24 protein-coding genes are annotated in these 26,982 nt (G+C 56.1%); 10 read left to right on the top strand and 14 right to left on the bottom strand.

The window, feature by feature from the left end:
* Positions 1-35: 35 nt before the first annotated feature.
* From ACQ66Q_RS11335 to ACQ66Q_RS11325, 3 genes are all read right to left on the bottom strand, one after another.
* Entirely contained in the window at positions 36-1,073 is a 1,038-nt protein-coding gene (locus ACQ66Q_RS11335; protein WP_430456907.1) for a S41 family peptidase, read from the bottom strand.
* A 52-nt stretch (positions 1,074-1,125) separates the two neighbouring features.
* Positions 1,126-1,560, bottom strand: a complete 435-nt coding sequence (locus tag ACQ66Q_RS11330; protein WP_430456906.1) for a hypothetical protein — start codon at positions 1,558-1,560, stop codon at positions 1,126-1,128.
* Positions 1,561-1,639: 79 nt separating this feature from the next.
* Positions 1,640-2,191, bottom strand: coding sequence for a nucleotidyltransferase family protein (locus ACQ66Q_RS11325; protein WP_430456905.1), 552 nt, complete (start codon positions 2,189-2,191; stop codon positions 1,640-1,642).
* Between the two features lie 402 nt (positions 2,192-2,593).
* Here ACQ66Q_RS11325 and ACQ66Q_RS11320 point away from each other — a divergent pair, with 402 nt between their 5' ends.
* From ACQ66Q_RS11320 to ACQ66Q_RS11305, 4 genes are all read left to right on the top strand, one after another.
* Positions 2,594-3,391 (top strand): DUF4198 domain-containing protein, encoded by a 798-nt coding sequence (locus tag ACQ66Q_RS11320; RefSeq protein WP_430456904.1) that lies wholly within the window; start codon positions 2,594-2,596, stop codon positions 3,389-3,391.
* 38 nt (positions 3,392-3,429) lie between these two features.
* Complete coding sequence (locus tag ACQ66Q_RS11315; RefSeq protein WP_430456903.1) at positions 3,430-4,389, top strand: hypothetical protein; 960 nt, start codon at positions 3,430-3,432, stop codon at positions 4,387-4,389.
* Between the two features lies 1 nt (position 4,390).
* Positions 4,391-5,794 carry a DUF2271 domain-containing protein gene (locus ACQ66Q_RS11310; RefSeq protein WP_430456902.1) on the top strand — a complete coding sequence of 468 codons (1,404 nt, stop codon included), beginning with the start codon at positions 4,391-4,393 and terminating at the stop codon, positions 5,792-5,794.
* Positions 5,795-5,915: 121 nt separating this feature from the next.
* Positions 5,916-8,219 (top strand): TonB-dependent hemoglobin/transferrin/lactoferrin family receptor, encoded by a 2,304-nt coding sequence (locus ACQ66Q_RS11305; protein WP_430456901.1) that lies wholly within the window; start codon positions 5,916-5,918, stop codon positions 8,217-8,219.
* Positions 8,220-8,285: 66 nt separating this feature from the next.
* Here ACQ66Q_RS11305 and ACQ66Q_RS11300 read toward each other — a convergent pair whose 3' ends face one another.
* Both ACQ66Q_RS11300 and ACQ66Q_RS11295 read right to left on the bottom strand, forming a co-directional pair.
* Positions 8,286-9,236 (bottom strand): tetratricopeptide repeat protein, encoded by a 951-nt coding sequence (locus tag ACQ66Q_RS11300; RefSeq protein WP_430456900.1) that lies wholly within the window; start codon positions 9,234-9,236, stop codon positions 8,286-8,288.
* A 32-nt stretch (positions 9,237-9,268) separates the two neighbouring features.
* Positions 9,269-10,177: a tetratricopeptide repeat protein gene (locus ACQ66Q_RS11295; RefSeq protein WP_430456899.1), complete on the bottom strand. Its 909-nt coding sequence runs from the start codon at positions 10,175-10,177 to the stop codon at positions 9,269-9,271.
* 214 nt (positions 10,178-10,391) lie between these two features.
* Between ACQ66Q_RS11295 and ACQ66Q_RS11290 the strand changes: the two genes are divergently transcribed.
* Positions 10,392-11,006 carry a hypothetical protein gene (locus ACQ66Q_RS11290; protein WP_430456898.1) on the top strand — a complete coding sequence of 205 codons (615 nt, stop codon included), beginning with the start codon at positions 10,392-10,394 and terminating at the stop codon, positions 11,004-11,006.
* Positions 11,007-11,012: 6 nt separating this feature from the next.
* Here ACQ66Q_RS11290 and ACQ66Q_RS11285 read toward each other — a convergent pair whose 3' ends face one another.
* The 7 genes from ACQ66Q_RS11285 to ACQ66Q_RS11255 form a co-directional block, all read right to left on the bottom strand.
* Positions 11,013-13,412 (bottom strand): beta-N-acetylhexosaminidase, encoded by a 2,400-nt coding sequence (locus ACQ66Q_RS11285; RefSeq protein ID WP_430456897.1) that lies wholly within the window; start codon positions 13,410-13,412, stop codon positions 11,013-11,015.
* Positions 13,402-14,394 (bottom strand): PfkB family carbohydrate kinase, encoded by a 993-nt coding sequence (locus ACQ66Q_RS11280; RefSeq protein WP_430456896.1) that lies wholly within the window; start codon positions 14,392-14,394, stop codon positions 13,402-13,404. Before ACQ66Q_RS11280 ends, ACQ66Q_RS11285 begins: the two co-directional genes overlap by 11 nt.
* Positions 14,394-15,947, bottom strand: a complete 1,554-nt coding sequence (locus tag ACQ66Q_RS11275) for a sodium:solute symporter family protein (protein WP_430456895.1) — start codon at positions 15,945-15,947, stop codon at positions 14,394-14,396. The genes ACQ66Q_RS11280 and ACQ66Q_RS11275 overlap by 1 nt, the downstream gene beginning before the upstream one ends.
* A gap of 95 nt (positions 15,948-16,042) precedes the next feature.
* Entirely contained in the window at positions 16,043-16,426 is a 384-nt protein-coding gene (locus ACQ66Q_RS11270; protein ID WP_208933140.1) for a RidA family protein, read from the bottom strand.
* Between the two features lie 5 nt (positions 16,427-16,431).
* Positions 16,432-17,898 carry an N-acyl-D-amino-acid deacylase family protein gene (locus ACQ66Q_RS11265; protein ID WP_430456894.1) on the bottom strand — a complete coding sequence of 489 codons (1,467 nt, stop codon included), beginning with the start codon at positions 17,896-17,898 and terminating at the stop codon, positions 16,432-16,434.
* Positions 17,899-17,921: 23 nt separating this feature from the next.
* Positions 17,922-18,764, bottom strand: a complete 843-nt coding sequence (locus ACQ66Q_RS11260) for a MurR/RpiR family transcriptional regulator (protein ID WP_430456893.1) — start codon at positions 18,762-18,764, stop codon at positions 17,922-17,924.
* Between the two features lie 42 nt (positions 18,765-18,806).
* Positions 18,807-20,069 carry an alanine racemase gene (locus ACQ66Q_RS11255; protein ID WP_430456892.1) on the bottom strand — a complete coding sequence of 421 codons (1,263 nt, stop codon included), beginning with the start codon at positions 20,067-20,069 and terminating at the stop codon, positions 18,807-18,809.
* A 293-nt stretch (positions 20,070-20,362) separates the two neighbouring features.
* On the opposite strand from ACQ66Q_RS11255, the gene ACQ66Q_RS11250 reads away from it, so the two are divergent.
* The 3 genes from ACQ66Q_RS11250 to ACQ66Q_RS11240 all read left to right on the top strand — a co-directional run bounded on the left by ACQ66Q_RS11250 (position 20,363) and on the right by ACQ66Q_RS11240 (position 24,485).
* Entirely contained in the window at positions 20,363-23,302 is a 2,940-nt protein-coding gene (locus ACQ66Q_RS11250; RefSeq protein WP_430456891.1) for a TonB-dependent receptor, read from the top strand.
* Between the two features lie 206 nt (positions 23,303-23,508).
* A complete protein-coding gene (locus ACQ66Q_RS11245) occupies positions 23,509-23,700 on the top strand; it encodes a DUF6435 family protein (protein WP_430456890.1) in 192 nt (63 codons plus the stop codon).
* Positions 23,701-23,849: 149 nt separating this feature from the next.
* A complete protein-coding gene (locus ACQ66Q_RS11240) occupies positions 23,850-24,485 on the top strand; it encodes an exopolysaccharide biosynthesis protein (RefSeq protein WP_430456889.1) in 636 nt (211 codons plus the stop codon).
* Positions 24,486-24,597: 112 nt separating this feature from the next.
* Here the strand turns inward: ACQ66Q_RS11240 and ACQ66Q_RS11235 are convergent, their stop codons facing one another.
* Positions 24,598-25,470 (bottom strand): LysR family transcriptional regulator ArgP, encoded by an 873-nt coding sequence (locus ACQ66Q_RS11235; protein WP_430456888.1) that lies wholly within the window; start codon positions 25,468-25,470, stop codon positions 24,598-24,600.
* A 127-nt stretch (positions 25,471-25,597) separates the two neighbouring features.
* Between ACQ66Q_RS11235 and ACQ66Q_RS11230 the strand changes: the two genes are divergently transcribed.
* A complete protein-coding gene (locus ACQ66Q_RS11230; RefSeq protein WP_430456887.1) occupies positions 25,598-26,194 on the top strand; it encodes a LysE/ArgO family amino acid transporter in 597 nt (198 codons plus the stop codon).
* 137 nt (positions 26,195-26,331) lie between these two features.
* Positions 26,332-26,820: a nuclear transport factor 2 family protein gene (locus ACQ66Q_RS11225; protein WP_430456886.1), complete on the top strand. Its 489-nt coding sequence runs from the start codon at positions 26,332-26,334 to the stop codon at positions 26,818-26,820.
* Positions 26,821-26,859: 39 nt separating this feature from the next.
* Here ACQ66Q_RS11225 and ACQ66Q_RS11220 read toward each other — a convergent pair whose 3' ends face one another.
* Positions 26,860-26,982 carry a hypothetical protein gene (locus ACQ66Q_RS11220; protein WP_430456885.1) on the bottom strand — a complete coding sequence of 41 codons (123 nt, stop codon included), beginning with the start codon at positions 26,980-26,982 and terminating at the stop codon, positions 26,860-26,862.

Below are 26,982 nucleotides of genomic sequence, written 5' to 3'. Positions count from 1 at the left end.
GAAAAAGCCCCCGTTTTGACGAGGGCTTTTTGTTATTACTGCGCTTTGTTGTGCTGCCTTTGCTGTTCCAGCACTAACGCTTTTTGCAGCGCCTGCGCTGCCGGTACTTTGACATCGGGTATCACACCACGCTGTTCAAAGTTATCGCCGCTTTGCGGAAATAGCGGCCTCGCCAGAGGAATGCGTACAAACAGCCAGTCGTTGACCGCCATCGCACCGGTGTAATGCGCAAGACCAGCGCTGGTTTCGCCAATCACTGTGGCGCGTCCTTGCTGTTGCAGGGCATAACTGAAGAACTCAGCAGCACTGGCCTGGTTGGCGGATTGCAGCACATACAACGGCATTTGCAGCTGTTTTTGCAGTACTACTTTTGCCCTGACATCCTCCGCTTGGTCCGTGCTTCGGCTTTCCAGCTGCCATAACAAGGTGTCCGCCGGCACAAAATGACTGAGCAGATAACGCACCAGTTCCGGCGAACCGCCGGCACTTTCGCGCAAATCGATGATCAGCGCATCAGTTCGGCTTAAAAACTGCAGCGCTTGCGACGCGACGTCAAAAGCCGCATCAGCCTGCACAAATTTGTTCAGCTTCAGATAACCGATATTTCCGGGCAGGATACTGAGCTGCTCAAAGGCAAAGTTGTTGCGGCGCTTTTCATCGGTTTCATGGCGGATATAAGTGACTTCGCCATAGCGCTCGGTCAGTTCAAGTCCGAGATGACCATCCTTGCCCACTGCGCGCAGCCAATCCCCCACTGCATCGACTAACTGTGCTTTGCTCTGCAGATGGTTAAAAGTACCGTCAGCTTCAGCTTTTAGCAGCGCAGCAGACAGCTGCGCCGCCATCTCTGGCAACACATAATGCTGGGCTAACACGGTCGCTAGTTGCGTCAGTGCAGTTTTGCGATCAAATGCAGTGAGCTCTTGCTGCGCTGGAGCAGACTTATCCGGAACAGCCGTTTGTGCGGCCGCCGGCAGACCAATGGATTGCAGGACAATGATCAGGAATAAAACGAGCAGAACCAGCAAACGCCAGCGGCTTTTCACCGGCGTTTTTTGTTTAGAATTGGACATAAATACCTCTATTGATTGGAAAAATTTAACTTTTCAAATGCAATAGAGGACATCAGTGATACAGCTGACTTTTACAGCACAGGTTCGTCTCACGCCAAAGCCCAAGCCGAAAACTGCGTCTGGGCCCGGCGCGGATAAACCAGGCCACGACCAGCACCACCGGCATTAACAAAGCCAGCAGGCGCAGCAACAGCAGCACAGGTTCAGCGATGAGCACATAGAGCGGTTGTTGTTTTGGATGTAAAAATAACTGCGGACTGCTGCGTTCACTTTGCGCCTGCAGCAATATCGGTTCCGCCTGATCCGGCGCGCTTTGCCACATAGTCGCAACAGCAGATGGCGCTGGCGATTCTGCTCCGCTTGGCGGCGCGACGACAAAAGCCAGCAACCACACCAGCCACAATGCACAAAGCAGCACGGCGCATTGCCTGCTTGCGCCGGCACGCACTATGGCGTCGTCAGAATGTGGGCGGTGAGCAACTGGCATTGGCAACTGATCTGGCAATCGATGAATACTGGATTTGGGGTGCCAGCCTGCTGTTTGCAAGGGAGGCTTGCAAGGTATGTCACTTAAGGTTGATCTGCAATTGTGGCCATAACTGCAACCAGCGCTTCGCTGCGACCCGTTCAGCAAATACCTCAGGCCGCGGGAAATCAGCATTAATCGCCACTTGCAGCGACCAGTTCAGTGCCAGGCCGAACGGGGCAAAGAATTCCAGGCTGTCGTCGTCCAACAACCGCACGCCGACACAAGTTGGTTGCTCCACCCAGCGCCGGATACCATCGCCGCAGTGCTGATAAGGCGGATGACCATGTTTGAGATGCATCCGCGCCTGATTGCGCACTTCAAAACGCTGGCCGGGAAATTGCGCTGCTAACTGTTGCTCCAGCTGCGTTTCGCGCGCGGTGCTCAGATCTGCCGGGTCAAAAAATACCAGATCAATGTCATTCAGCGGCGTTTGCGGCAACTGATGCACCGCATCCCAAATGGCATTGCGTAAAAAGCCGGCCGCCAGATACCAGTCCGGTAATTGCAGCGCCCGCACGGCACGCAAGCAATCTATCCGCCATGCGTCCGCCTGCAGCAATGCAGCGGTCTTTGTTTGCCACTCGTCCATATGGATCCTTTCGCTGTGTGTTGTGGTAAAGCTTGCCAGTTCCGTGGTCTGAGGTCGACTTTTACCATTTCAGCTGCGCTGAACAAACCAACTCGTTGATTTGTGATTTTGTGGCAGTTGCGGTCGTTGATATTGTGTAGGGGTAGGGCTTGTCCCTACCCGCAGTCCGAGAAATTGCGGGTAGGGACAAGCCCTACCCCTACAGATCATTGGACATCCGCAGGGTGGCACCAAACGAAGTGCGGCGCACCGGGTATCGTATTTCCGCAACTCGCTCATTGCAGTCATCAAACCGGGATTGGCCCTTATTATCCGGTCCCATCCACACTTTTTATTGCGAATAATTCTCATTTGATCTAATAATGCAAATGCGAATTAATCTCAATTGAAAGGTAACCCCCTGTGATTTCAGTTAAACCTCTGCTTCTGGCGCTGTGCTGTGCACTGCCCTTCACCGCTGTTAAAGCGCATGTGCCTTATCTGGCGCCCGCTAGTTTTGAACCTGTGCGTGGCTGGGTCAGTCTGGAAGCGGCTTTCGCCGAGCAGTTTTTTCTGCCGGAAGCAAAATTTGATCAAAGTGAATTTCAGGTGACGGGGCCAGATGGCGTTGTGCGCGCACCGAAAGAGCTGGTGGCCGTTAAAAGCCGCACTGTGCTGGATGACGAACTGACCACCGACGGCACCTACAAATACAGCACGGGTCAGCGCTTTGGTGCGGTGTTTCATAGCTATGTGCTGAACGGGAAAACCGAAAACAGCCGGGAGCCGAATTTTGTCCTGCCTAAAGGCGCCACACTGAAAGCACATTTTCAGAGTGTGACCCGCGCCGAAACTTATATCAGCAAAGGCAAACCGGACTTACCGGCGCTTAAAGCCAGCGGCAAAGGCCTCGAACTGCAGTTTGTCAGCCACCCGAATGACCTGTACGCCGGTCAGCCAGTCAACGGCTTGTTGTTGCTCGACGGCAAACCGCTGGCCAACGGCACGCTGGAATTACACCGCGCCGCCAGCGCTCAGGCCAGTCAGGACAAAACTGCCCCGTTGCCAGTCAGCACCAACGCCAGCGGCGAATTCACGCTGACGCCGCCGCAAGCCGGCACTTATCTGTTGTTGGCCCGCCATCGCGCTGCTGCACCACAAGGCGCTAAAGCACCGCTTTATAGCTACACCAGCACAGCCGTATTTGAAGCGGCGGAATGAAATCCACAGTCCTATCAAGGCGATATCAGGAGAACCCTATGATGATGCAACCCAAAACTATCCGGCATTTTTTACTGTTGAGCAGCCTGTATTTGCTCGGACAGCCCGCCACAGCGCAGCAGACCAACAGCAGCCAGCCTGAGCGCGCCCATCAGCCGACGCTGCAGGCAAAAATCGATTTCATTGCGGAGTTTGACCAAAACAACGACGGCCAGGTCAGTCACACCGAGTTTTTCAGTAGCCGGCAGCAACGACTGGCCGCGATGGACCTGCAACACAACGCTCAGATCGACGTCGCCGGTTATCAGGCCGAATACGCCGACCGACTGGACCAACGGTTGGCTGCGGACCGCAAAGGCCAGCTGAAACAAACCGAAGTGCGCTTTGCCGCAGTCGACAAAAATCAGGATGATCGCATCAGCCCGGCGGAATACCAGGCCTCAGGTCAAAGTGCCTTCGTTTTTATCGACAGCAACAAAGACGGCCTGATCAGCAAGGCCGATCCGGCGCCGGCCCGTCGCAGCCAAAACGCTGGCGCTGCACAACCGCAACGTCGGCCGGCGCTGGTGATGCCGACGACCCACAGCGTCAGCGGGATGTTGGCCATGTATGACGTTGACCACAACGGCGAAGTGTCAGCGGCTGAATATCTGCAAATCCGCCAGCAAGCTTTTGCCCGCACCGATACGGACCAAAACGGCGATTTGTCACCGGCCGAATATATGCAGGAATTTACCGACCGCGTCGACCAGCAAATCGCCAAAACCCGCAGCGCGCAGCTGAAACAGGCCGAAGTCCGCTTCAAAGCACTGGATAAAGACGCCAACGGTATTTTAAGTGCCGCCGAATATCATCAATCCGGCCAACGTATGTTCAGCCGCTGGGATACCGATCACAACCGGCTGGTCAGCCGCGCAGAAGCTTTGCCTATGACTGAGACCGCGCAAGTGCCGGTTGAACCGGCAAAACCCAAACCAGCAACACGGACGGCGCCCTGAGATGAAAGCCATTTACGGCCTGCTGTTATTGTGGACTGGCCTGGTCCGCGCCAGCACGCTGACATTACCGGGCCCGTTGCCACTAGAGCTGGAGATCAGCGACATCGACCACGCGCAGCACCAGCAACTGCAACAATCTTTGACGCAATATCTGCAACAGCAGTGGCCATTATTAACCGATGAGCAATATTGGCCTCTGGCCGAAGCCTTTGCCCAAAGGGGTCAGTGGCCGGCGCATGCGGCGTTATTGCAACAGGCCTGGCAGCAATGTGAAGCCTGGTGGCAGCAACAACGCAGCTATCACTGCCGTTTTGGTGCAGCCAGAAAATTATGGCAACAGCAAAGCGCCGCTGAACTGCCGGATCGGGTGCAGCTGCGGCGTGAAGCGCGTCAGATCACTGGCCAGACTGGCGCAGACATCCGGCTATTACCGGATCTGCAAGCCTTTGCCAGCGCCGTGTTACTGGACAATCTGCTGGCCAAAGTGCGCGCTGAGTGGCCACAAGCCAGCCTGCGGCTGCGCTTTGGCGACTGGCAGGCGCAGCTCGGTGCACAGGCTGCGGACGTCGCAGCATTTGGAACACAGGACGCAAATCCGTTGACCGCCATCCGGTTACAGCAGCAGGTGTTACTGCAGGCGAACGCGTCGCAGCGCGGCAATGCAGACATCGTCTGGTACCCGGCAGAAGCCTGGCCGGTACAGTACGGACCTGCGGTTGCAGTGACCAGCCAGAGTTTCAGCCGTGCCTGGTTGCTGGCGCAGGCGCTGGTGTCCGCCAGCCCAACGCAGCGCAGACAGTGGCTGGCGCAGGAAGGTGATGGGGCAAGTGATGGGGCCAGTGACGCAGCACTGTGGCGCGAATGGCAACAAGATCCAACGGCAGCACCGCAGTTTCATGCCTCCGCGACCTGGTATCACCAACTGCAGGTTGCGACAGCCTATCAGCAACCGCAGCAGTTACAGCTGCAGCTGGAATTACCGCAGCAGGGCAACACGTCGAAGCGGCCTTATGTCAGTGCCTGGCTCAGTCAGCAGGGACAGTGGCAGGCGCAGCTGTTATTGCTCGGCGAGCAGACGCGCTGGTATGCCGAACTGCGCAGTTGGTGGCGTCAGGCTGGCAGCAGCCGCAACTTTGACCAGCTGGCCGGTGCCACCCGCAGATCCGGGTTACATCAGTTTCTATGGGACGCCCGGCTGCCAGACGGCAGGCCCTTGCCTGCAGGAGACTACATCTTGCACCTGGAAGCGGCGCGTGAAGGTGGCGGCCGTGAGCAACTGAAGTTGCCGCTGCACTGGCCGTTGCAACAACCATTACTGCTGCAGGGTCAGCGGGAACTGGGGCAGATCCGGGTCGAAGCCCGCCTTGCTGACCAGCCAACAGCCAGAGTCAGCCCTTCCGGCTAACACACGCAGAAACTCCGAAACTCCGATGAAAAACCGGCACTGCCCTCTGGCAAGGCCTGGCTGAATGCAGCCTAAAAAAACCAAATTCAGAAATAAACATTTGATTGATAAGGAATCGAACATGTCACCTCGTTATTCATTATTGATGCTGGCGCTCAGTCCAGCCCTGTTCACGCCGCTGGCCCGTGCGGCAGACGTGACAACCGCCAAAACGCTGGAGGCGGTAGAAGTCAAAGCCACGGCAATCAGCACCAGCCCGCAACTAAACCAAAAACAGCTCAGCAGCAAAGATATCGACACCCAGCAGATCAGCAATCTGTCAGATTTAGTCCGAATGGTGCCCGGTGTGAACCTGACCGATATCGGCCGCTTTGGCTCCAGCGGTTTTAACATCCGTGGCGTCGAAGGGGACAGAGTCAAAATCGCAGTGGATGGTCTGGCGCTCGGTGAAACCATGGATCCGGACAGCCACGCCCCATACGAATTCTTCCGCTCGGGCCTTGGCGGTATCGATCCGGATGCGTTAAAACAAGTCACTATCCTGAAAGGCGCTGACGCCATCAGCGCCGGCAGCGGTGCTTTGGGTGGTGCCGTGCTGTTTCAGACCAAAGATCCGGCTGACTTTCTCAGTGCCAGCGGCGACGATGGCGCGCTGAAATTAAAAAGCCAGTACAGTGGCAACAACAGTGAATGGCTGCAGAGCCTGACCGCAGCCGCCCGTACCGGCCGGCTGGAAAGTCTGGTAGTGCTGACCCGGCGCGATGCCGAGGAAAGCAAAAGTTATGACAGCCACAGCAGCGTCACAGGTCCCGGCAGGACCAGCGCCGATCCGCAAAGTGCACAAAGCCAGAACCTGCTGCTGAAACTGCAATACAGCCTGTTGCCGGATCATAAAATCGGTTACAGCCTCGACAGCTACCAGTCCGACAGCACCTTGCACAACCTGTCCCGGCAGGACCAGACCTACTTAAGCCGCGTTGGCCTGGATGACAGCGAGCGCGATAAACACAGCCTGCAATATGAATATCTGGCCGGACAGCCACTTTTTGACAGCCTGCAGCTGAAATTTGATCATCAAAACAGCCGCAACCACGGCCTGACCCGGATGACAGTGACCGCGACCTGCCCGCAGAATGTGAGCCCCTGCATCCGCGAAGAGGACCGCGATTTTCGCCAGAAGCTGACGCAATGGACCGCAGCTTTTGATAAAGAGCTCAACAATGACCAGCTGCAGCAACAATGGACTTATGGTCTGCAGGCACAAAACAAAACGGTCAGCTCAGTCGCGATAGACCGCCGCTATGTCGGCCAGACCTCAACACTCGCGACCACCGAAGTGGACCCGGCTTTTGTGCCGGTGACCGACATCCGCACGCGCTCCGTCTATGCCCGTAACCTGTTGAGTCTGACCGATACCGCCTGGTCACTGGGCTTGGGAGCCCGCTATGACCAGCTGGACTATAACCCGCAGTTATCCGCCACTTATCAGGACAAAACCGGTTCGGTTCAATCAGTCGATTTTGGCGCTACCAGCTATCAGGCTCAGCTGCATTATCAGCTGGATGAACGGTCCCGCCTGAGTCTGCAGGCCGGTCGCGGTTTCCGCGCGCCGACCACTGAAGATATGTATTTGCAGACCAGCACTACCACGTTGCAGGAAGCAGTCAGCGGCAACACAGTGACGCTGCCAACAGCACAGGCCAATCCGGCGCTAAAACCCGAGCATAGTCTGAACCTGGAACTGAGTTATCAACTAACGCTGGAGAACAGCGCGCATCAAATCTCACTGTTTCGGGATAAATACAGCGACATGATCCAGACCGCTCAGTTCACCCTGAATCCCACCACTGTCTATCAAAGCTGTGTCCGCGGCGTCTGTAGCAAACAAAATGGCGCTGTGTACAGCATGCCTGTCAACATTGACGCTGCCGTCGTCAAAGGCGTTGAACTGGAAGGGCACTGGCAGGCCGCTGCATGGCGGTTGAACTGGGCCGCGACCTATCAACAAGGCGAAGAGCAAAGCGGCGAACCATTACTCAGTGTGATGCCATGGAGTACCGTGTTCGGCGTTGGGTATCAGGTCAATGAGGATCTGCGACTGCTGTTGAATAACCGTTATCAGGCGGCGAAACAGGCTTCTGACGCCTGGGCTTACAGCAGCAGTGGCGCACAGAGCGCAGCGACGCCTTATCTGAGCAACAGTGCCCTGATCAGTGATTTGGCTTTGCAATGGCAATTACACGACCAGCTGGCGCTGACTGCGGGGGTCTTTAATCTGCTGGATAAAGAGTACTACCGCTGGGAACGGCTGCAATATGTCACGCAATCAGTCGGCGCTGTGCGGGGTGGTGTCAGTGGCGACGGTATCCGGCGTTATCTGGAATCCGGCCGTTATAGCAAAGTCAGCCTGACCTTAAGTTTCTGATCGATTTACCGGCGGGTCGCTTGACCAGCGGGTCACATCGCAGGCGGGTCGCAGCACCCGCCTGTGTTATTGAGCCTTTTGTTGCTGCGACGGTCTGAGTTGCCGCTGCAACTGCTGATACAACTCCAGGTGATACGGACCCAAAATCTTTGCATCAACCCGTTGCAGATACGCCAAACCGGTGTTGGGGTCTTGCAATTGACCATACAACTCGGCGAGGCGCAGCAGGTGGGTCGCCTGTTGCACGGCATCCACATCGGTACGCATATAAGGCAATGATTTTTCATAATAATCAGCTGCCAGGCCAAATTGCCCCAACAGTTGATAAGTGCGGGCCAGATTGCCGTAGGCCACGATTATCTTGCCGTTCTGGCCGCTTGGCAGAATCGCATCCAGCGCCAGTTTTCGCGAATAGGCGGCCTCTTCCAGCTGACCTTTTGCATGCTGAACCAGCGCCTTATTGCTGTTGAGCTCAAAACCAAACACCGGATCCTTACTTTTGCTGAAACGATGCTCTGCCGACAGCAATAAAACCCAGGCTTTGTCATGCTCGCCAAAGACGGTTTGGAGATTGGCCAGCTCCAGAACACGCAGGGGATCGGCAAAGGCCTGATACATCGACGACAATTGCTGGTATGCCAAATCGGCATAATGGCGGGCCTGCGTCATCCGGCCAAAGGATTTCAGCATTTTGGCATGGTAAAAATACAGCTGAGTGCGAAACACCGGCGGTAAAGCAGGTTGTTGCAGCAGCTGTTCAGTTTGCTGCAACAAATCAGAGAATTGATGTTTATCATAGAGATAGTCAAGCTGATACGACATCAGCTTATACCATGGTCTGGAATGAGGCGTCACGCTGCCCAGTTGCTGCTGCAGAAACGTCAGACAAGCAGCGTCGGGCGCGGTCCGGCAGAATTCTTCGTGATCACTTAAGTGCTCAGCAGCCTGCGCCTGGCCGCAAATAAATCCTGCAGACAGCAACAACGGACCCAAAGCGAGCAAACGTTTTTTCATCATAGTGCCGTTTGTAACCCAGTCCACCACGCCCGTCAATCTGCGGCACACAACGGGGAGTCAGACCCAAGCTGCTGTTGCAGCAAGCTAAAATCATCGCGGTAGTTCACTTCCAGCAAACTGGCATCCATCTGAGCAAGCAGCTGGCGTGCCTGCACATACTGCTGCAACTGGCAATTCAGCTGCACCGCGCGCAACAGATGCATTTGCCGGCGTACATCGTCAGCTCCGGGTTGCATCAGGCGCAACGACTGCTGATAGTACTGCAGTGCCAGACCATATTGGCCGAGCAGTTGGTAGGTTCGCCCCAGGTTGCCATAAGCGACCGTGATCTTACCGGCCTCCCCTGTTGGTTGAATGGCATCCAGCGCCAGTTTGCGCGAATAAGCAGCGTCTGCCAGCCGGCCATTCGCCTGCTGTACCAGCGCTTTATTGGTGTGCAGTTCAAAGGCAAAAATTGGATCTTTGCTTTTGCCATAACGGCTATCGGCCAGCATCAGCAGTTTCCAGGCTTGCGCCTGTTCGCCCATCACTGAATGCAGATTGGCCAGCTCGAGCAGCCGCAACGGGTCGGCAAAAGACTGAAACTGCTGTTCCAAATCGTTGGCTGCTAAATCAGCATAATGCAGCGCCTGAATGCGCTGGCCTTTGCCGTGCAGAATTTTCGCCTGATAAAAATACAATTGGGTACGAAATATCGCTGGCACATCCTCCAGCTGCAACAATTGCGAGGTTTGCTGCGCCAGCGCCTCGTACAAATGTTTATCGAAGAAGAAATCGAGTTGAACGGATTTCAGCTGATACCAGCGCACCGAAAAAGGTTCCGCCTGCGCCAAGCCTTGTTGGATCAGATCAAGGCAGGCCGTAGCGGGCTCCTGCCGGCAAAAAACTTCATGATCGCTCAGGTGTTCCGCCGCCTTCACACCCAGAGGCAAGCACCACATCAAGCAACAACACCACAAGCCGATTCTATACATGCACAACTACTAAACAACTTTTTCGGTTGTTGTACCCCGTCGTTGTAGTCTGGTCAATCCTTGCCTTGATCTCTTTGCTGCAAACAACAAAAGAAGATATTCGTAACTTTCTTTAACTTTCTTTTTGTAAACAACCTGTTTATCTTATGCAAATCACCTGACCTTCCTCAGCGGAGTACTGATGTCTGTTTTACATGTTTTGCTATTAGGCGCCGGCATATGCCTGCTCTGGCTGTTTTGGCAGTCCTCTCCTGAACCGCGCAAAGATACAACCAGTGCCACAGAAATGTCTCAACCGATGATGACGCCGGTGTCTGCCCCATCGCCACAGCCGCCGCCGCCGCCGCCATCAACAAAACATCGCGCTGACGTTGGTGCAACCAGCACGACTGTACCGGTGCCCGCCGATTTTGTCCGGCTGGACGGGGATGAGCTCATCCTGGCACTGGACGCGATGGATCAGCTCAATGACGCCGGCCGCATCGACTTTTTTGCCCGACAATTGCGGGCAGAACCTCGTAGCGATGTATCGCTGCAGGCAGAACAACAGTTAACCGAATTGCTGCAAAACAAAGTACAGATTTTTCGCCAGTCCGCACTCAGCCGCATCGACTGCGGTGAGTTTTTTTGCCTGGTTGTTGCCCCGGTGCCGCAGCAAGATGCGTTATTTAACGAGTTTCAGCGGCATAGTAAAACACTGAGCTTTGGCTCCGGTGGTTTTTATAACTTCGAAAGCAACGGCGAGCTGTACAACGGCCTGGTGCTTAGTCTGAAAGAAAATACGTCCTTGCAATAAACTGTTTCACTGCGTTTGCGCCGCGCATCGATCGGCCCAGTCCAACGCGGCTGCCGCAGGTGCAAACACCACTTCACCGGCCGGTTGCAGCAGCTGCAGCAACTGACTGGCTTTCTCAGCTGGTTGACTGTTCGCACTGATAATCCGGCTGAACTGCTGTTGCTGTGCGAGCAGTCGTTTCAGCTCAGGCGAGCCTGTGGCAATAGGCGACAACAGCTGTCGCTGCTGCGTAAAAGCGCGTTGCCACACAGGCCAGTCGGTCGGCAACTGACAGGCTGGTGCTGCCGCAAAACCCTGCTGTAACGCCAATAGCACCGGCGGTTCCAGCAGCAAGGCATCGGCAAGCTGATTTAATGGTTCATCCAGATGATAACGGCCTGCAGCCGTTTTTAAATGATGGCGTCCGTAATAATGCAGCGGTTGCAGGTATTGGCTGAAGCCCTGCAGTGCCTGAAACTGTGCCGGAGTCAGCGCACCGGACTCACCAGTCAGCTCGCGCGCTGCCCATTGTTGCAAACTGGCGCTGGCCTGCGCCCGGTGCTGCAGACCAATCTGTGCGGCATAGTGGTCCAGCTCGATTAACCGGGTCGGTAAGCTCGCTGCCGTCGTATCCGCTGCCGCCGGCGACCAGAAACGCTCAGCGACGACAAACAGCCGTGGCCATAACTTGGTATCGAGCAATTCAGGCGACGCCAGTTCAGTCCACAGCGCCGCTTCGCCGCCCCACAGCAGCTGTTGCTGCGCCGGCGTCAGCGCGGCCGTAGCGGCCAATGCCTGATAAGGCTCAGCGTCAAGTTCCAGCAGATAACTGTGGTTGCCAATCAGCGCCTGTGCGCTGGCGACTGTGCGCTGCTGCAGACTAAACCGCAATTGCACCGGCCCGAGATAATTATCAGCATCGACCCGCACTTGCAGCACGCCAGCGCCCAGTTTTAGCGGCCAGACGCGCACCTGAGCCGGCACCACGCCACGGCCCGTTGCCGCCAGACTGCCCTGCCACTGACCGTTTTTTGTTTGATATAACCGGACCGTGCCGGTCACAGGCTTGCCGTTTAAACGTTGCAAGCTGTAGCCAAACTGCAGCTGCTGCTTCTTGTCCGCCGGCACGGTTAAAGGTGCAGTGACCAACAGCGGATCATTTTGCCAGTGATAAGCCGCCGGCTGCGGCATATCGAGGTAAAAACCAGCCGACAATAACGCCGGATGCCCGGCGCGCACAGCAGCACCCAAAGCATCCTGACCTTGCCAGCTTTGCACCAGCGTAGTTTGTGGCAATTGCGGGTGCAGCGTTTCGTCCCAGCCGATCATCCGCCGCTGGTGTTGCTGTAATAACTGCGCCAGCTGCTGATTAAAATACGCCTGCAGGGCATGGCCGTCAGCGAGCTGCTGTTGCTGCATCAGACGCTGAATTTTACTGTTCGCCAGCCAATGGTCCGCTTTAACTTCATCGCCACCAATGTGCAGATAAGGATCGGGAAACATCTGACGCCACTCAGCCACTAACGCCTGAATAAACTGCCAGGTCGCCGCATTGCTGATATCCAATACCGGCGCAAAAACGCCAAAACGCCGCTCCGCCGGCAGCGCTTTTATACCTTGTTGGTCCAGCACCGCGTCGGGCCAGGCCAGCAACTCCGGATAGGCCATGCCAATAGCTGAGGCATGGCCGGGCAGATCCAGCTCCGGCACCACGCGGATGCCACGGGCTGCGGCATAAGCAACGAGTTCCTGCACTTCAGCCTGGGTATAAAACTGACCCTGACTGGCTAATTGCTGTAGTTTGGGATAGGCCTTTGATTCAATCCGCCAGCCCTGATCGTCGGTTAAATGCCAGTGCAGCACATTGAGTTTGGCGGCTGCCATGCCATCGAGCGTGCGACGGATATCGGCCAGCGGGATAAAACGCCGCGCGCTGTCGAGTAACAAGCCGCGCCAGCGAAAACGTGGCTGATCTTTGATGGTCACTGCCGGCACTGTGCAGCTGCTATTTGCTGTGGCACTGCTGTCGCAGCGGATCAGCTGACTCAGCGTCATCAGGCCGTACAACATGCCCGTGCTGCTGTGGGCGCTTAAGCTGATTCGCTGTTGATTGATCTCAAGCTGATAACTTTCATCATCGTCCGGGCCCGGCAGATGAATAGCCTGGCGCACACGGATCTGCAATTGCGCCTGTGCAGGCTCAACCTGACGTAGCTGTAATTGCGGCTGAAATTGCGCCAGTAACTGCAGCGCAGCACTATGCCTGGAAACATCCGGGCCTTCGACGGCAACTCTCAACGACTTGGGTATTGGCAACAGGGTGCCAGCGCCTAGCAGCTGCGCCGGCTGCGGCATCAGTACTGGCAGCTCAGCCCGCGTAGCACAACTGATCGCTAAACAACCCAACAGCAGAAACTTAGACCGCATCAGGATCCTCCATTTGTAGCGACAACAACGGCATCACCGCCAGATCGATAATTGCGCCATGTTGCTGCACCACCGCTGCGGCTAACTGATGCCCGGCCCGCGCCGCATCAGCCAGCGCGGCATCCGCCACTGCAGCAGGTGCAGTTAAAAAACGCGCTAAAAAACCGGCAGCAAACGCATCGCCGGCCCCACTGCTATCCACGACTTGTGGCACCTGTTGGGCGGGTATCTGCAATCTGCTGGCACCCTGCCCTACCCAGCATGGCGCCGGACCGCATTTCAGCACCACAGTACTTACACCGGCCTGCAACGCCGCGTCGACTAAAGCGGCAGCACCGGCGCTGGGTTTCTGCCAAATCAGCCGCTCGTCACTGTCAGTCAGCAGCGCCAGGTCACACAGCGGTAATAACAATTGTTGCCAGCGCGATGCTGTGGTATTGGCCCACAACAGTGGCCGGAAATTGTTATCAAATATCAGTCTGCCACCCCGACGGACAAAGCCCGCCACAGCGCTGTAGAGCCGCATCCGGTCGGGCTCGGCAAGGATCGCGAGGCTAATGCCGCTGAGATACAGCGCATCCAGGCTACCGTCCGTCAGCGCCTGCTCTAAATCAGTCGTTGTCCTGCCATAGGAAGTGCCAAAAGAACTGCAAAAATACTGGCGTGCCGCACTGTCGTCACGCTGATAACGGAAACTGCGCTCACCGGCCGCATCGATATCAATCCAGTACTGGCCCAGCGTTTTATCCGGATGACAGCCAGCGCGCAGCGACAACCCTTCCGCCGCTAGCGTTGCGGCCAACTGATCGCTGGCGTCATCCTGCCCTAGCATGGTGAAATACTGCACGACCAGATCGGTGGCGGTTTGTCGGCTGAGCCGGTGCAAATACAACGCGGTATTCAGCGTATCGCCGCCAAAACCATAACCCAGACCATCAGCCCGGTGTTCACGCATCACCTCACCAAAAAAACCAATCCGCATCAGCGCGCCTCCGCCTGAGTTGTGGACGGCAATGGCGCCTCGCTGGCGCTGGTTGCCAGAATAGTCGCCGTTTGATCGGTCACCCGACCGGCCGCCAGCAGCGCCAGCGCTTCGCTACGGCTGACTGATACCGGTTTAGTCAACAGACTGCCGACAATAGCGGCCAGCAGGCTCAGCAACGTTGCCGGGATCACCGGATTGCCCCAGAACGCCTGTGCGCCCGGCCACCACAACACCAGCAACGACACCAGCGGCGCCGTGATCAGCGCCGCCAGCGCGCCGGTTTTATTCAACCGGGTCCAGCGCAGGCCCAATACCGCCACGGCAAATAAACCCGATAACACCATGCCGACCATCGTCGTGATATAGCCGATGATATTGTCGGCCAGCAGCGCAAAACCAAGCGCCAGTGCGACTACAGCCACCAGCCCCAGCCGTGACAACAACACCACTTGTTCCGGTTGTGGCAAGCGGCCAAACACCACTTTGTACAAATCACCAACCAACACCGACACACCGGCAATGGCATCAGAACTGGCGCTGGATAAGGTCGCCGAAATACCGGCCAGCAGCACCAACACACCAAGCGCCAACGGCAAGGTATTCAGTGCCAGAAACGGGAAAGCATAAGACGGGTTGTCCAACGTCGGCGCCAGTTGTAGCGCAGCGAGACCCAGTACCGCCGGGATCAGCGAGAAAAACAAATAAAGCACGCCGGACCAGACAAAGGATTTACGGATAGCGCCGACATCTTTGCCGGAGTATATGCGCTGGCGAAAACTCGGTGTCGCCAATACGCCGATGGCCACTGCAACCGCTAACGATAAGCCTGGCAACCAGCTGCTGGCCTGCTCGGCGCTCTGGCGCGCCGTCAGCGCACTGGCCTCAGCCTGAATTGCGTCAAAACCACCGACCGCCACCAGCGCAAACCCGGCCATCAACACAAAGCCGCTGAACAGGATCAACGCCTGAATGGCATCAGTCCAGACCACGGCGGTATAACCGCCAATCACCACATAAATGGCAAAACCGGCGGCGATCAATAACTTACTTTCGGTCAGGCTCAGGCCGGTTAACCAGGCCAGATACATACTGCCACCGAGAATATGCGCACCCAACCAACCGATGCAGGCAATAAAAATCAGCACGCCGACCACATGGCGCACCTGCTTGTCGGCGCCGGTGTAATAACTCAGCTCTTCCGCCATCGTCAGGAAATTAAAGCGCCGCAGCGGCGCAAACCACCAGGCCAGCAACAAAATGCCGATGCCACCGCCGAGGCCATATAACACGCCACCCCAGCCATGCTGATAGGCATAACCGACCGCGCCCATAGACGAACCGGTACCCACCATAGTCGCCACTGTGGTACCGAGCATCAGCCAGAACGGCAGCGCGCGGCCACCGAGTAAAAAGTCTTCGCCACTTTGCTGTGCATCGCCGTGCTGGCGACGCGACACCCACCAGCCGAGCGCAATCATCGCCAGCAGATAGACGGCAAAACCCGCCAGGAACAGCCATTGCTGCTCTGTTTGTTGTATTGTTTGTTGCATAAAATTTCAGTCCCTGTCTAACGCTGTCTTGCGGCGATCACGCTGACAGCTCTGTGGCCGTCTTGTTTTATGCGGTCGCCTTGTTTAATGCAGGATCAACTGCCTTTGTAGCAGGTGACGTCGACTTCGACTTTGCAGTCCACCACCAGATCGGCCACGGCGCAGATCCGTGCCGGTGGATGGGCGCCAAACACTTCGCGGAAAACTTTATTGAATGAACCGAAATAACGCGGATCGGTCAGTACCACTGTGACGTGCACCACATGCTCCAGGCCATAACCGGCTTCCTGCATGATGTCGAGACAGTTCTGGATCGCCAGCCGCGACTGTTCAACAATGCCGCCTTCGACCACTTCACCATCTTTCATCGGCGTCTGACCAGACACATACAACCAGCCGCCGGCTTCCACCGCGCGGGAAAAAGGTAAAAACTGACCACCGGTGCCGGTGCCGCCTTCAGCGCCAAATCTGCGGATCATGGGTATTACTCCTGTAAATTGTTGGAAGATAAACGCGGCAGGAAACGGCCGGCCCTAACACCGGTCGCCGCCCCCTGCTGATAACTGAGTACGCCATTGACCCAGACCGAAGCAATGCCGGCGGCACAGGCCACCGGGCTGGTGAAAGTCGCGGTGTCACGCACCAGCGCCGGGTCAAATAACACCAGGTCCGCCTGATAACCTTCTTGCAGCAAACCGCGGCCGGCCAGATTAAAATTTGCAGCTGACAACGCTGTCATTTTATGCACAGCTTCAGGCAGGCCAAACAGTTGCAGATCGCGGCAATAATGGCCCAGCACGCGCGGGAAAGCGCCCCACAACCGCGGATGCGGCTGCGGATCACAAGGCAAACCATCGGAGCCCACCATGCTGTAAGGCGCCTGCAGAAAACGCTGCACGTCGGCTTCATTCATGCCGTGATATACCGCACCGGCCGGCATCAGCCGGGCTGCGGCTTCCGGCAGGCTGCAGTGCCAGTCGGCGGCGATCTCCGCCAATAAACGCCCGGCCATCGTTGGCTCCGGCTCAGACCAGGTGATGAAAATATCGAAATCGCCAGTGACCTGTGCCAAATCCAATGTGCTGGAACTGGCCGAATACGGATAACAATCGCAGCTCAATGCTTGCTGTTGCCGTCTGGCGGCGAAAAAGTCGAGTACTTCGGCAGAACGGCCCCAATTTGCCACACCGGCGCATTTTAAATGCGACACCACCACCGGCACTTTCAGCGCTTCGCCCAAATCGGCCGCTTCGGTCAGCGCATCAAGAATGCCGTCAAATTCGGTGCGTAAATGCGTGGTATAAATCGCACCAGCTGCCGAGAGCGGCGCCGCCAATGCCAATAATTCCGCCGCCGGCGCACGATTGGCGTTGTGATAAGCCAGGCCGGAACTTAATCCCAAAGCGCCTTGCGCCAGCGCCGCTTCCAGCATTGCGCGCATCTGGCTGATTTCGACAGGCGTGGCCGCACGGTCGAGTCGATCCATCGTGCTGGCTCGAAGCGCCGTATGGCCGACCAAAGCCGCCACATTCACAGCCGGCTGCGCCGCATCAACAGCAGCGGCATAATCCGCAAAAGCCGGGTAACAAAAATCTGCACATTGACCCAGTAAATTCATCGGGTCTGGCACCTCAGCCGTCAGGCGCACCGGCGCGGCACTGATGCCACAATTGCCGGTGATCACCGTTGTCACGCCCTGACTCAGTTTCGCCAGCATCTGCGGATTTCGCAGCACTTCCAGATCGTCATGGGTATGCACATCAATAAAACCCGGTGCCAGCACCAGCCCCTGCGCATCCACGACGGTCGCGGCCTGAATCTCTGCAGCGGCCAAATCTCCAATGGCGGCAATTTTGCCGGCCTGGACTGCCAAATCAGCCCGCCAGCCTGGCCGGCCACTGCCATCGAGCAGCATGGCGCCACGGATCAGCAGATCAAATTGATACGGCATGTCACTCCCGGCATGTTGCACTGTTAATCCCCTAACGGCAGGCGCTCTGGCCCCTGACGATGTTCGTCCAGCTCATGTTTGATCCGGCGTAGTTTTTCGCGCGATTTACGTTGATTCAGCACGGCTACCTGGCTGACCAGAATGTCGATCGCTGCCAGCATCACATAACGCGAAGCACTGGGTTTATAAATAAAATCAGACTCTTGCGTCATAATTGGCAGGTGAATATCGGCCAGTGCTGACAAGCGGCTGTCCGGGCAAATCGCAATCACCTGGCTGCCATAATCTTTGGCAATTTGCACTGCGGCTTCGACATCGGGGCTATAACCACTCAATGACAAACACAGCACCACGTCGCCTTTATCCACGCTGGCCGCCGTCATCCGCATCATCAATGGATCTGAATAGGCGTTGCTCTGTACACACAGCCGGAACAGCCGGTTGTGCGCTTCCTGAGCCAGCACTGAACTGCCGCCACCGACACCAAATATCAGCACCTTCGGCGCGGCGATCATCAGCTGCGCTGCGGCGTCAGTCACTTCCGGCCGGATCAGACCGCTATTGAGCTGCAGAATGTCGATGATGGCGCTGTAAATTGCCGGGATATCTTTTTGCTCAACCGGTTTTTCACTGATAAAGCGCTCACCAATCGCCGCCGACTGCGCCAGCCGTAATTTCAGCTCGCGCACATTGGCGCACTGCAGCGCGCGCGCCAGCCGGGTAATACTGGCGTGGCTGACGCCGACTTTGTCGGCCAGATCGTTAATCGGCGCATTGGCCGCATAATTCAGGTCGTGCAGGATAAACCTGGCCACCTTTTGTTCGGAGGGCCGCAAGTGGGCCAGGCATTCATGAATTCTTGACACTATATCCACAGCAGTTGGTCCCCAAGACGTTGTGCTTGCTGATTAAAACTCGGTCGCCAGCACGCGGCGCACGACAAAACCTTCATCCAATACCGCCAGTTGCCGCCATTTATCCAGCGTCAGGCAAGGGTGTGATGCAGAAAAAGCCAGCATATCACCAACGGCTAAATCTGTGTCAGCCGGAATCTGCAGCTGCAGATGCTGGTCCATAATTTTGCTGGCTTGCCAACCCGGGCCTACCGCGACCGGCGCCGTCATACCACTGCGATACCACAGCTGTGGCTGCGGTAAACCGGCATCAAAAGCGACATCGCGTTTGCCAAGACCAATGATCGCAAGGCCAGGTTCCGGCCGCGACAATACGTATCCCCACAGTTGCAACGCATCTGCCAATGCGCCCGGCACCAGACAAGCCTGAGGGCTGCGCGCCAGCACCTGTTGCTGCGCATCCTGATAAATACCACTATCGTGCAAAGCATAACAACCGGGACGCAATACCAGCGCAAACCCCTGCTGACTTAACTTACTGTGCTGAAACTCGTCGGCGACCAAATCATAATTGGCTGAACCAGCACCACTGACCAGCAGCTGGCCGGCCGCTGTTGGCTGTAACCAGCCCGCTTGTTGCAGCGCCGAAGTGGTCTGATAGCAGTCGCGGATAAACTGGCGTAGCGCGGTTTCATCACCTTTTACCATACCTTCGTAAAACTCGACGCCACACAGCTGCAGCGCCGGATAGTGACGGATTTGCGCGGCCAGTTTCAGCGCCGCAGCGCCTCCCCGCACGCCACAACGACCACCGGGCACACCCAGTTCCAATAACAGATTCAACCGGACATCAGCATCGGCCATCACTTGCTGCAGTGCTGGCAACTGCGCCGCGTCATCGACCAGACAATAAAATTCCAACCCTGCTGCGATTAATGCCGCAATCTGGCGTTGTTCGGTACGGCCAACCAACGGATTCGCCAACAGAATGCGCCGCACGCCAGCGCGTGCCGCACTCTGCACTTGCGGCACTGTCGCCAGCGTCATGCCCCAAGCCCCAGTCGCTTGCTGTGCCCGAAACAATTCCGGTGTCATCGCCGTTTTGCCATGCGGCGCCAACAAAGCATCCTGCTGTGCAGCAAATCTGGCCATCCACTGTAAGTTGCGCTGTAAAGCGTGCCAGTTCAGCGTTGCGACCGGTAGGCACAGATCACCGTCCAGCAAAGACCAGCCCTGCTGCCGGAACTGCGCCCAGTCCCCCAGCCCTTTGCCGGTTTGCGCCAAACCTTCTATGGAAACATTTGCGAATTCAGTCACTTCAGCATTCCTCTTTTTACAGCCAGGCTTTTTAATCACACCGGCACCTGCCAAAACACCGCCAGTTCCTGCTGTAAAAATAATCGTTGTATTGCATTAAAATATCGTGTTAAAACGTAACAAGCAATAGGAATAATAAAAGTTATTTAATAACACAAATGGATTTTACCCGGTTTCACCGCACTCAAAAACGGCGGGCGACGCCGGCCATTCCGGCGGATTTCTCCCGGGAATAAGGCCAGCGCGACCTGCACATCTAAGGTGAAAACAACAAGTTATTGCAGAGGAACAACATGTCACACCCACAATTTCGCATCAGCCTGCTGGCCATGTCCGTGGCGATGCTGCTGAGCGCAACAGCACAGGCCCAAACGACAGATCAAACGGCGACTGGCAAAACCGCTGAACAGGAAGTCGAACGTTTGGAGATCCGCGGTATCGCCGCCAGTAACAAACAAAACCTGAATAACAAAAGATTCAGTGAACAAGTGGTCGACACCATTACCGCTGAAGATTTAGGTAAGCTGCCGGACGTCACTATCACGGACACGCTGCAGCGCATTCCTGGCGTGCAGATCCGCCGCTCCGCCGGTGAAGGCTCGACCGTCAACGTGCGTGGTATGCCGCAGGTCACCACACTGTTAAACGGCGAACAGTTTTTATCAGCCGGCTCGCTCACGACAGTGCAGCCGGACTTTACCGACATCCCGTCCGCACTCATCGCCGGCATCGACGTGCTGAAATCACCGATGGCCAATGTGCTTGCCGGTGGGATTTCCGGTACGCTGGATTTAAAAACCTGGCGGCCACTGGATTTAAAACCGGGCAGTACTTTTGCCTTTAACACTGAATTGACGCGCGGCAGTCTGTCGAAAGAAAACGACGGCAAAGTGTCATTATTTGGCGGCTATAAATCGGATGATGAAAAATTCGCTGCCGTGATGACGCTGTCGTATGACCAGAACAATCTCGCCAACTATTTAAATGGCGCCATCCTCAATGCGATGGAAGTGATTGGCGAAAACGAAAAAGACAAACGCGACTTTAACGGCGATAAAGACAACAACGACACTTTTTTCACCCAGCGTTATTACGGCGTGATGGACCGCACTACCGAGCGCGACCGCATCGGCGCCAACGCCTCAGTACAATATGTATTGAGCGATACGCTGACGCTGACCGCCGATCTGTTTCACACCCAAATGGACGACGCCGACCGCAAACAAGGTCTGATGGTCGACAGTGCGCGTGGCAATAACTGGGCCTATTCCGACAAATTTATCCCACGCGCCGACGGCCCGCTTGGCGGCCAAATCTACACCGTCAGCGAAGCGCTGTATCAGGTGCGCCGCGTCAGTGCTTATTCTGAAAGCCTGACCAACGATCGCGAATCCACCAACCTGAACCTGCAGCTGGACTTTGATAACAAAGACAATTTCGAAGGTTCCGTGCGCTATTTACGCGGTGACGCCAGCCGTGACCATACCGAAAACGTCGCGCATGCTTATGTCACCAGTGGTGCGCAACATGGCCTGATGCGTAACGTCGGCAACGGCGTTGAACCGGTCAACCCACGCGGTTATGGCCCGGCCGAGATCCCGGTGCAGTTCAGCCGCGGCGGTAAATACATCAGCCTGAGTTACCCGCAAGGCTTTGCGCAGGACATCAAACGCACCAATCTGGTCTCGACCTATTCTGAGAACAATTTCCACGAAGAAGCCACGCTCGACGTACTGCGCGCCGACGGCAAATATGCCTTTGAACTGGGCGATATTCAGTCGGTGTCGTTTGGCCTGCGCACCGCCAAACGCGATGTCGAGCGCGATACCTTTATCCTGGTCGCCCCGTTTAAAACCGGCAATTTATCTGCCGACGTGATGTGGAAAGACTCAGGCGCGTCCTTAGGCGACACTAACGGTGATGGCGTGGCGAACGTGGCTCGCGGTGATTTAACCATCGGCCGCGCCTGGTATTTTGACGAACTGCCGTCAGGCTGGGTGCACCAGGTCAACGGTTTTGGCCCGGCAAGTTCAGACAGCTTTTATCTGATTAACCCCAAAGCGCTGGATAACCCGTTCGAGTCGCAAAACCAGCTGTATCCGGGCAATAAAAAGCTGTCCGATCCGGCGAAAAGTTACGGTGTGACGCAACAGGACCACAGCGCTTATCTGAAACTGGATTTAGACGGTGAGCTCGGCAGCCTGCCGTATCAGGCCAATATCGGCGCCCAGTACATCAAAACCGATCTGGAGATTCTGCAGAATCTGGTGGGCAGTGCGCGGCCTTGTTCGCTCTGTACCGCCGCGATTAAAGCCGGTGAGGAGTTAATTAACCGCGACGACGATACCGTGCTGCCATCGGCCAACCTGCGACTGGATCTTAGCGATGAGTTAATCCTGCGTGCCGCCTACGGCAAAACCATGACCAACCTAGATTTCAGCAAGCTGGCCGGTGGTGTTTCGGTCGGTCGCACCCGTGCCGGTGACGTGCTGGCGAAAGAATATGGCGTGTCGCCGGACTTACTGGTGGCAGTCAGTGGCCGGCAAAACGGTAACCCGCTGCTGGAACCGTGGCGTTCGACCAACTATAACCTCGGCCTGGAGTGGTATTACGACAGCGCGAGCTTAGTCAGCGTCGGTCTGTTCCGGATGAATATCGATTCCTTTATCGAAAAAGGCCAGGTGATGAAAGGCCTGCCGGATATCGACGGCGTGGTACGGCGTGAAGTGCCGGTCGACACCGAAATCAACGGCAAAGGCGGCACCGTCAAAGGCGTCGAAGTGACCTGGCAACAAAGCTTTGATTTCCTGCCCGGGATCTGGAGCGGCCTTGGCACCACATTGAACTACACCTATGCGCCGTCTGACAGCGCCAACAAAGATGTCTTTGGCGCAATTTTGCCAATCCAGGACAACTCGGAAAATTCCGGCAACGCGGTGCTGTGGTATGAAAAAGACGGCCTGCAACTGCGGGTCGCCGCCAACTACCGTAGTGATCGACTGGATTCTTTGGCCATTCCGCTCGGCAAAGGTGTGGTGCCAATCTGGACCCAATCGACGGTTTATGTCGACGCCTCTGCCAGCTATGACCTGTTTGACCACAGCAGCGTCTACCTGCAGGTCAGCAACCTGACCGGCGAGTTCGAAAACAACTACGCGCAGTGGCGCGACCATGTGATTTACCAAAACGTTTACGAAAAACGCTGGACGCTGGGCTGGCGCAGCCGCTTCTGATCCAACGATTCGGACCAATCCCTGTTTGAGTGCGGTACTTGGGGCCTTCGGGCCCCTTTTTTTGTTTTAGCAGTGGCCATGTATAGTCAACTGCGCACTGCGATATCGGGGATGTCTGACTGATTTAAGATTTTTTAAACTGACCAATCTGGCGCTGCCCTGCGTAGTTACAGCTGAGCCATCCAATTTCAGGTAAAGAGCACCCTATGTTTAATTTCTTTAAGCGCGATCCGCTGAAAAAACTGCGCCAGCAATACGATGCCAAAGCCGAGCAAGCCATGCTGGCACAACGTAAAGGCGATATGCGGTTATTCGCCGATTTAACCGCAGAAGCCGAAGAACTGTGGGCACAATATCAAAAGCTGCAACAAGCGACGCCTTCAGAACCAAGGGCTTAGCCGCAGGCATTGACAGTTCATCGGCAACATCAGAGATCCCAAGCAGACAGAACTGGTTTACCAATAGCGGGCCAGCCTTTACAATCCGGCGCTGAAGTTTGCGACATGTCGTTGCGAATACAGTGGTTAGTACATCGCAGGAATTAGTTATGACTGGTACGCCTTCTGCCCAGACGGTTGAGTCGCTTGGTGAAAAAATAGAACGGATGATCAAACAATTACCTGAGCATGATGTCACGCTGCTGGAAATTATGGACATCGTTGGTAATGATGGTTTGCTGCTGCTGACCGTGTTGTTGTCGTTAATTTTTCTGGTGCCGGTTTCCATCCCGGGTGTCAGTACCGTGTTTGGTTCAGCCATTCTGCTAATTGGTATTACCCGCCTGCTGTCACGCAAATTATGGTTACCGGCCAAAATTGGTCAGCGCCGCCTGCCAGCCGCCAAATTAGCAGCGGGTTTTGCCCAAGCGCTGAGCTGGTTTCACCGGCTGGAAAAAATCAGCAAACCACACCGCCTGGGTTTTTTTACCGAGTCTGCGGTGTTCAACCTGCTGAATAATATGGCGTTGATTCTGGCTGCTGTGCTGCTGATGATGCCGTTTGGTTTAATCCCATTCAGTAACACCTTTCCGGCCGTCGCGGTCATTTTTCTGGCAATTGGTATGATGCAACGGGATGGTGGCTCTGTGCTGTTGGGGCATCTGGCCAATGTCGCGACCATCGCTTACTTTGCCGCGCTGGTGTTTGGCGGCGTCGCTGCCGCCGGTATGGCGGTCGGTGCCTAAACAGAACGGCTAACCAGGTCGCGCGGTGATGCCAGGCAGCGCCGCTTTACTTTACGGCAGCCAAACAAGGCACTGGTGGGATCAAAGCGACGCTTGGCGTTCGCTGGTTCCGCTACTCAATCCCGACCAAACACTCCCTCGCACAGGCCAACACCTGTAATCTCAGCTGCTGCAGTAACGGGCTTTCGGTTTGCCAGTGGTGCCAATAGAGCGGCGTATCCAGGTGATAACCCGGTGCAAGGTCAATCAGCTCACCATTGGCAAAATGCGCCTGCATTTGCAGCTCCGGTAACAGGCCAAAACTAAGGCCGGCCAGCACCGCTTTTAAAAAACCTTCTGACGATGGGCACAAATGGACATGGCTGGGGCTGATGCCGGCGATATCCTGTAAAAAGCGGTGCTGTAGTGCATCGTCGGCACTAAACACCAGACAAGGTGCCTGCGCCAGTGCATTGGCTGTCAACGGCTGCAGCTGGTAGCGCCGGATAAAGTCCGGGCTTGCTACGGCGCGATACCGCAGCGCGCCGAGTGGCATCACGGCGCCGCCGTTCAGCGGCTGCGGGCTGTCACAGATACAGGCCATCACGTCGCCCTGTTTCATCCGCTTCAGGCTGACCGACTGGTCCTCCACCACTAAATCAAAACACAGCTGGGGCTGATCCGGTAACACCAGCGCTTGCGGCAACCAGGTCGCCAGCGAATCGGCATTAGTAGCCAGCCGCAATAGTTGTACTTCCTGATCGGCAAGACCCAACGCCGCTTCCATCTGCCGCACCTGTTGCAGATGATTCAGCAACCGCTGACCTGCCAGCGTCGGTCGTGGTGGTGTGCAGCGTTGTAATACCGGCTGACCGAGCACGGCTTCAAGCTGTTTAATGCGCCGGCTCACCGCCGACTGCGTCAGATGCAGCTGCGCCGCGGCCTTTTCAAAGCCACCTTGCGCCGTCACTGCAGCCAGCGCCTGTAATAATCGATAATCCAGCATCAGTTGCTCCTGAAAAAATCCAGCTCAGACTGAACTTATGATTTTCATGCATGTATCACAATTATTATTCGTTGGAATCATATAAACGCCAACAGTAAGCTGTGTGAATAGCAGCAGGAGTAAACTTATGTGGTCTTTTTTTACCGGGTTTAGTGTCGGACTGAGCCTGATTGTCGCTATCGGCGGGCAGAATATCTGGGTGTTAAGCCAGAGTATGGCAGGCGCCAACCGGCTGGTGATTGCGACAGTCTGCATTGTCTGTGACGCGCTGCTGATCGTTGCCGGTGTCAGCAGTATCGCCACGCTGCAACAATGGATCCCGCCACTGGTGCCATTGTTGACAGTCGCCGGCGTGTTGATGCTGTTATATCTGGCTTATGGCGCGGCAAAGCGTGCCTGGCAAGGCAATTCCGGCTTACAGACCGATGTGCAGGTGCAACTGCAGTCGAGCGGGAAAACCGCGCTGACAGCGCTGGCTATTACGTTGCTGAATCCGCACGTTTATCTGGACACCGTGGTGTTGCTGGGCAGTCTTGGCAATGCACAGCCGTCACCGTTTTGGTTCACTGTGGGAGCCTGCCTGGCGTCATTTTGCTGGTTTAGCGCGCTGACCGGCTTTGCCCCCAAATTAAAATTACTGCTGAGCTCGCCGCTGCGCTGGCGCCTGTTTGATGGCAGCGTAGCGCTGTTGTTGTCGCTGATCGCCGTCAAACTGGCGCTATAAACCAAGCCGGCAAAGGCGCTGCCGGCGAATGTAACAGCGGGCATATCCGGTAACGTTTTCGTGCTGGTCAGCGCTGCTATGGGCGTGCAGGATCTGAGTCTTGTATCCAATCCAATCAGCACCCCCAGGAGCCTCAGATGTCATTGTTTTTCAATTCTTTTTCCGCGCCAATCCGCAACAGCTTATGGCTGACGGCAGTGCTGGTGGCAAGCGCCATCGGCTCGGCACAAGCCGCAACCCCTGCTGCCGAAATCAGCGCGGCGCAACTGGCGCAGGACTATGTCCGCGCCACCTCGGGTTTTGATCAGGCGTTGCTGCAGCAAATTCTGGCGCCGGATTATCAGGAAATTTCGCCGGTTGGTGAAGTCGATGCCAGGGACAAAGTGATCAGCTTTTATCCGGCTGCGGCCAAAGCCAAAGCACCGCCAGTCACGCCGGTGTTATCTGAATTGACCAGCCGGGTCTATGGCGACGCTCTGGTGATCAGTACCGGCAAACTGACTTACAGTTTTGCCGGTACACCACACAGCCGTAGCATGCGCGTGCAGTTTGTCAGTGCGCTGCAGCATAACCGCTGGCAGTTGGTGTCAGCGCAGTTCACCGGCATTCCGGCAGCGAAAAAATAACAGCCCCTAGCAGCTGCGGTGCTTCAGGCCGCCGCTGCGCTACCGCGCCAGCGTTAGCAACACGCCGGCAGCCAGCAGCAGGAAAAACAGCGCGATCCACCAGCCGTTACGCAGCTCCCCGTCACTGTTTCTGAATAAAGTGCTGAATAAAGTGCTGAACAT

This window comes from Rheinheimera sp., assembly GCF_965283995.1.
In the GTDB taxonomy this organism is placed as follows: domain Bacteria; phylum Pseudomonadota; class Gammaproteobacteria; order Enterobacterales; family Alteromonadaceae; genus Pararheinheimera.
Note: the sequence above shows the minus strand (reverse complement) of the source record. Positions and strands in the feature narration are given on the sequence as shown.

Excerpts from the sequence above, each read along its gene's own strand:
- ACQ66Q_RS11250 (WP_430456891.1), top strand. The coding sequence starts at position 20,363 with ATGTCACACCCACAATTTCGCATCAGCCTGCTGGCCATGTCCGTGGCG.
- ACQ66Q_RS11280 (WP_430456896.1), bottom strand. The coding sequence starts at position 14,394 with ATGCGGATTGGTTTTTTTGGTGAGGTGATGCGTGAACACCGGGCTGAT.
- ACQ66Q_RS11275 (WP_430456895.1), bottom strand. The coding sequence starts at position 15,947 with ATGCAACAAACAATACAACAAACAGAGCAGCAATGGCTGTTCCTGGCG.
- ACQ66Q_RS11325 (WP_430456905.1), bottom strand. The coding sequence starts at position 2,191 with ATGGACGAGTGGCAAACAAAGACCGCTGCATTGCTGCAGGCGGACGCA.
- ACQ66Q_RS11300 (WP_430456900.1), bottom strand. The coding sequence starts at position 9,236 with ATGATGAAAAAACGTTTGCTCGCTTTGGGTCCGTTGTTGCTGTCTGCA.
- ACQ66Q_RS11315 (WP_430456903.1), top strand. The coding sequence starts at position 3,430 with ATGATGATGCAACCCAAAACTATCCGGCATTTTTTACTGTTGAGCAGC.
- ACQ66Q_RS11235 (WP_430456888.1), bottom strand. The coding sequence starts at position 25,470 with ATGCTGGATTATCGATTATTACAGGCGCTGGCTGCAGTGACGGCGCAA.
- ACQ66Q_RS11225 (WP_430456886.1), top strand. The coding sequence starts at position 26,332 with ATGTCATTGTTTTTCAATTCTTTTTCCGCGCCAATCCGCAACAGCTTA.
- ACQ66Q_RS11295 (WP_430456899.1), bottom strand. The coding sequence starts at position 10,177 with ATGTGGTGCTTGCCTCTGGGTGTGAAGGCGGCGGAACACCTGAGCGAT.
- ACQ66Q_RS11335 (WP_430456907.1), bottom strand. The coding sequence starts at position 1,073 with ATGTCCAATTCTAAACAAAAAACGCCGGTGAAAAGCCGCTGGCGTTTG.
- ACQ66Q_RS11270 (WP_208933140.1), bottom strand. The coding sequence starts at position 16,426 with ATGATCCGCAGATTTGGCGCTGAAGGCGGCACCGGCACCGGTGGTCAG.
- ACQ66Q_RS11305 (WP_430456901.1), top strand. The coding sequence starts at position 5,916 with ATGTCACCTCGTTATTCATTATTGATGCTGGCGCTCAGTCCAGCCCTG.
- ACQ66Q_RS11290 (WP_430456898.1), top strand. The coding sequence starts at position 10,392 with ATGTCTGTTTTACATGTTTTGCTATTAGGCGCCGGCATATGCCTGCTC.
- ACQ66Q_RS11265 (WP_430456894.1), bottom strand. The coding sequence starts at position 17,898 with ATGCCGTATCAATTTGATCTGCTGATCCGTGGCGCCATGCTGCTCGAT.
- ACQ66Q_RS11230 (WP_430456887.1), top strand. The coding sequence starts at position 25,598 with ATGTGGTCTTTTTTTACCGGGTTTAGTGTCGGACTGAGCCTGATTGTC.
- ACQ66Q_RS11310 (WP_430456902.1), top strand. The coding sequence starts at position 4,391 with ATGAAAGCCATTTACGGCCTGCTGTTATTGTGGACTGGCCTGGTCCGC.
- ACQ66Q_RS11285 (WP_430456897.1), bottom strand. The coding sequence starts at position 13,412 with ATGCGGTCTAAGTTTCTGCTGTTGGGTTGTTTAGCGATCAGTTGTGCT.
- ACQ66Q_RS11220 (WP_430456885.1), bottom strand. The coding sequence starts at position 26,982 with ATGTTCAGCACTTTATTCAGCACTTTATTCAGAAACAGTGACGGGGAG.
- ACQ66Q_RS11330 (WP_430456906.1), bottom strand. The coding sequence starts at position 1,560 with ATGCCAGTTGCTCACCGCCCACATTCTGACGACGCCATAGTGCGTGCC.
- ACQ66Q_RS11245 (WP_430456890.1), top strand. The coding sequence starts at position 23,509 with ATGTTTAATTTCTTTAAGCGCGATCCGCTGAAAAAACTGCGCCAGCAA.
- ACQ66Q_RS11240 (WP_430456889.1), top strand. The coding sequence starts at position 23,850 with ATGACTGGTACGCCTTCTGCCCAGACGGTTGAGTCGCTTGGTGAAAAA.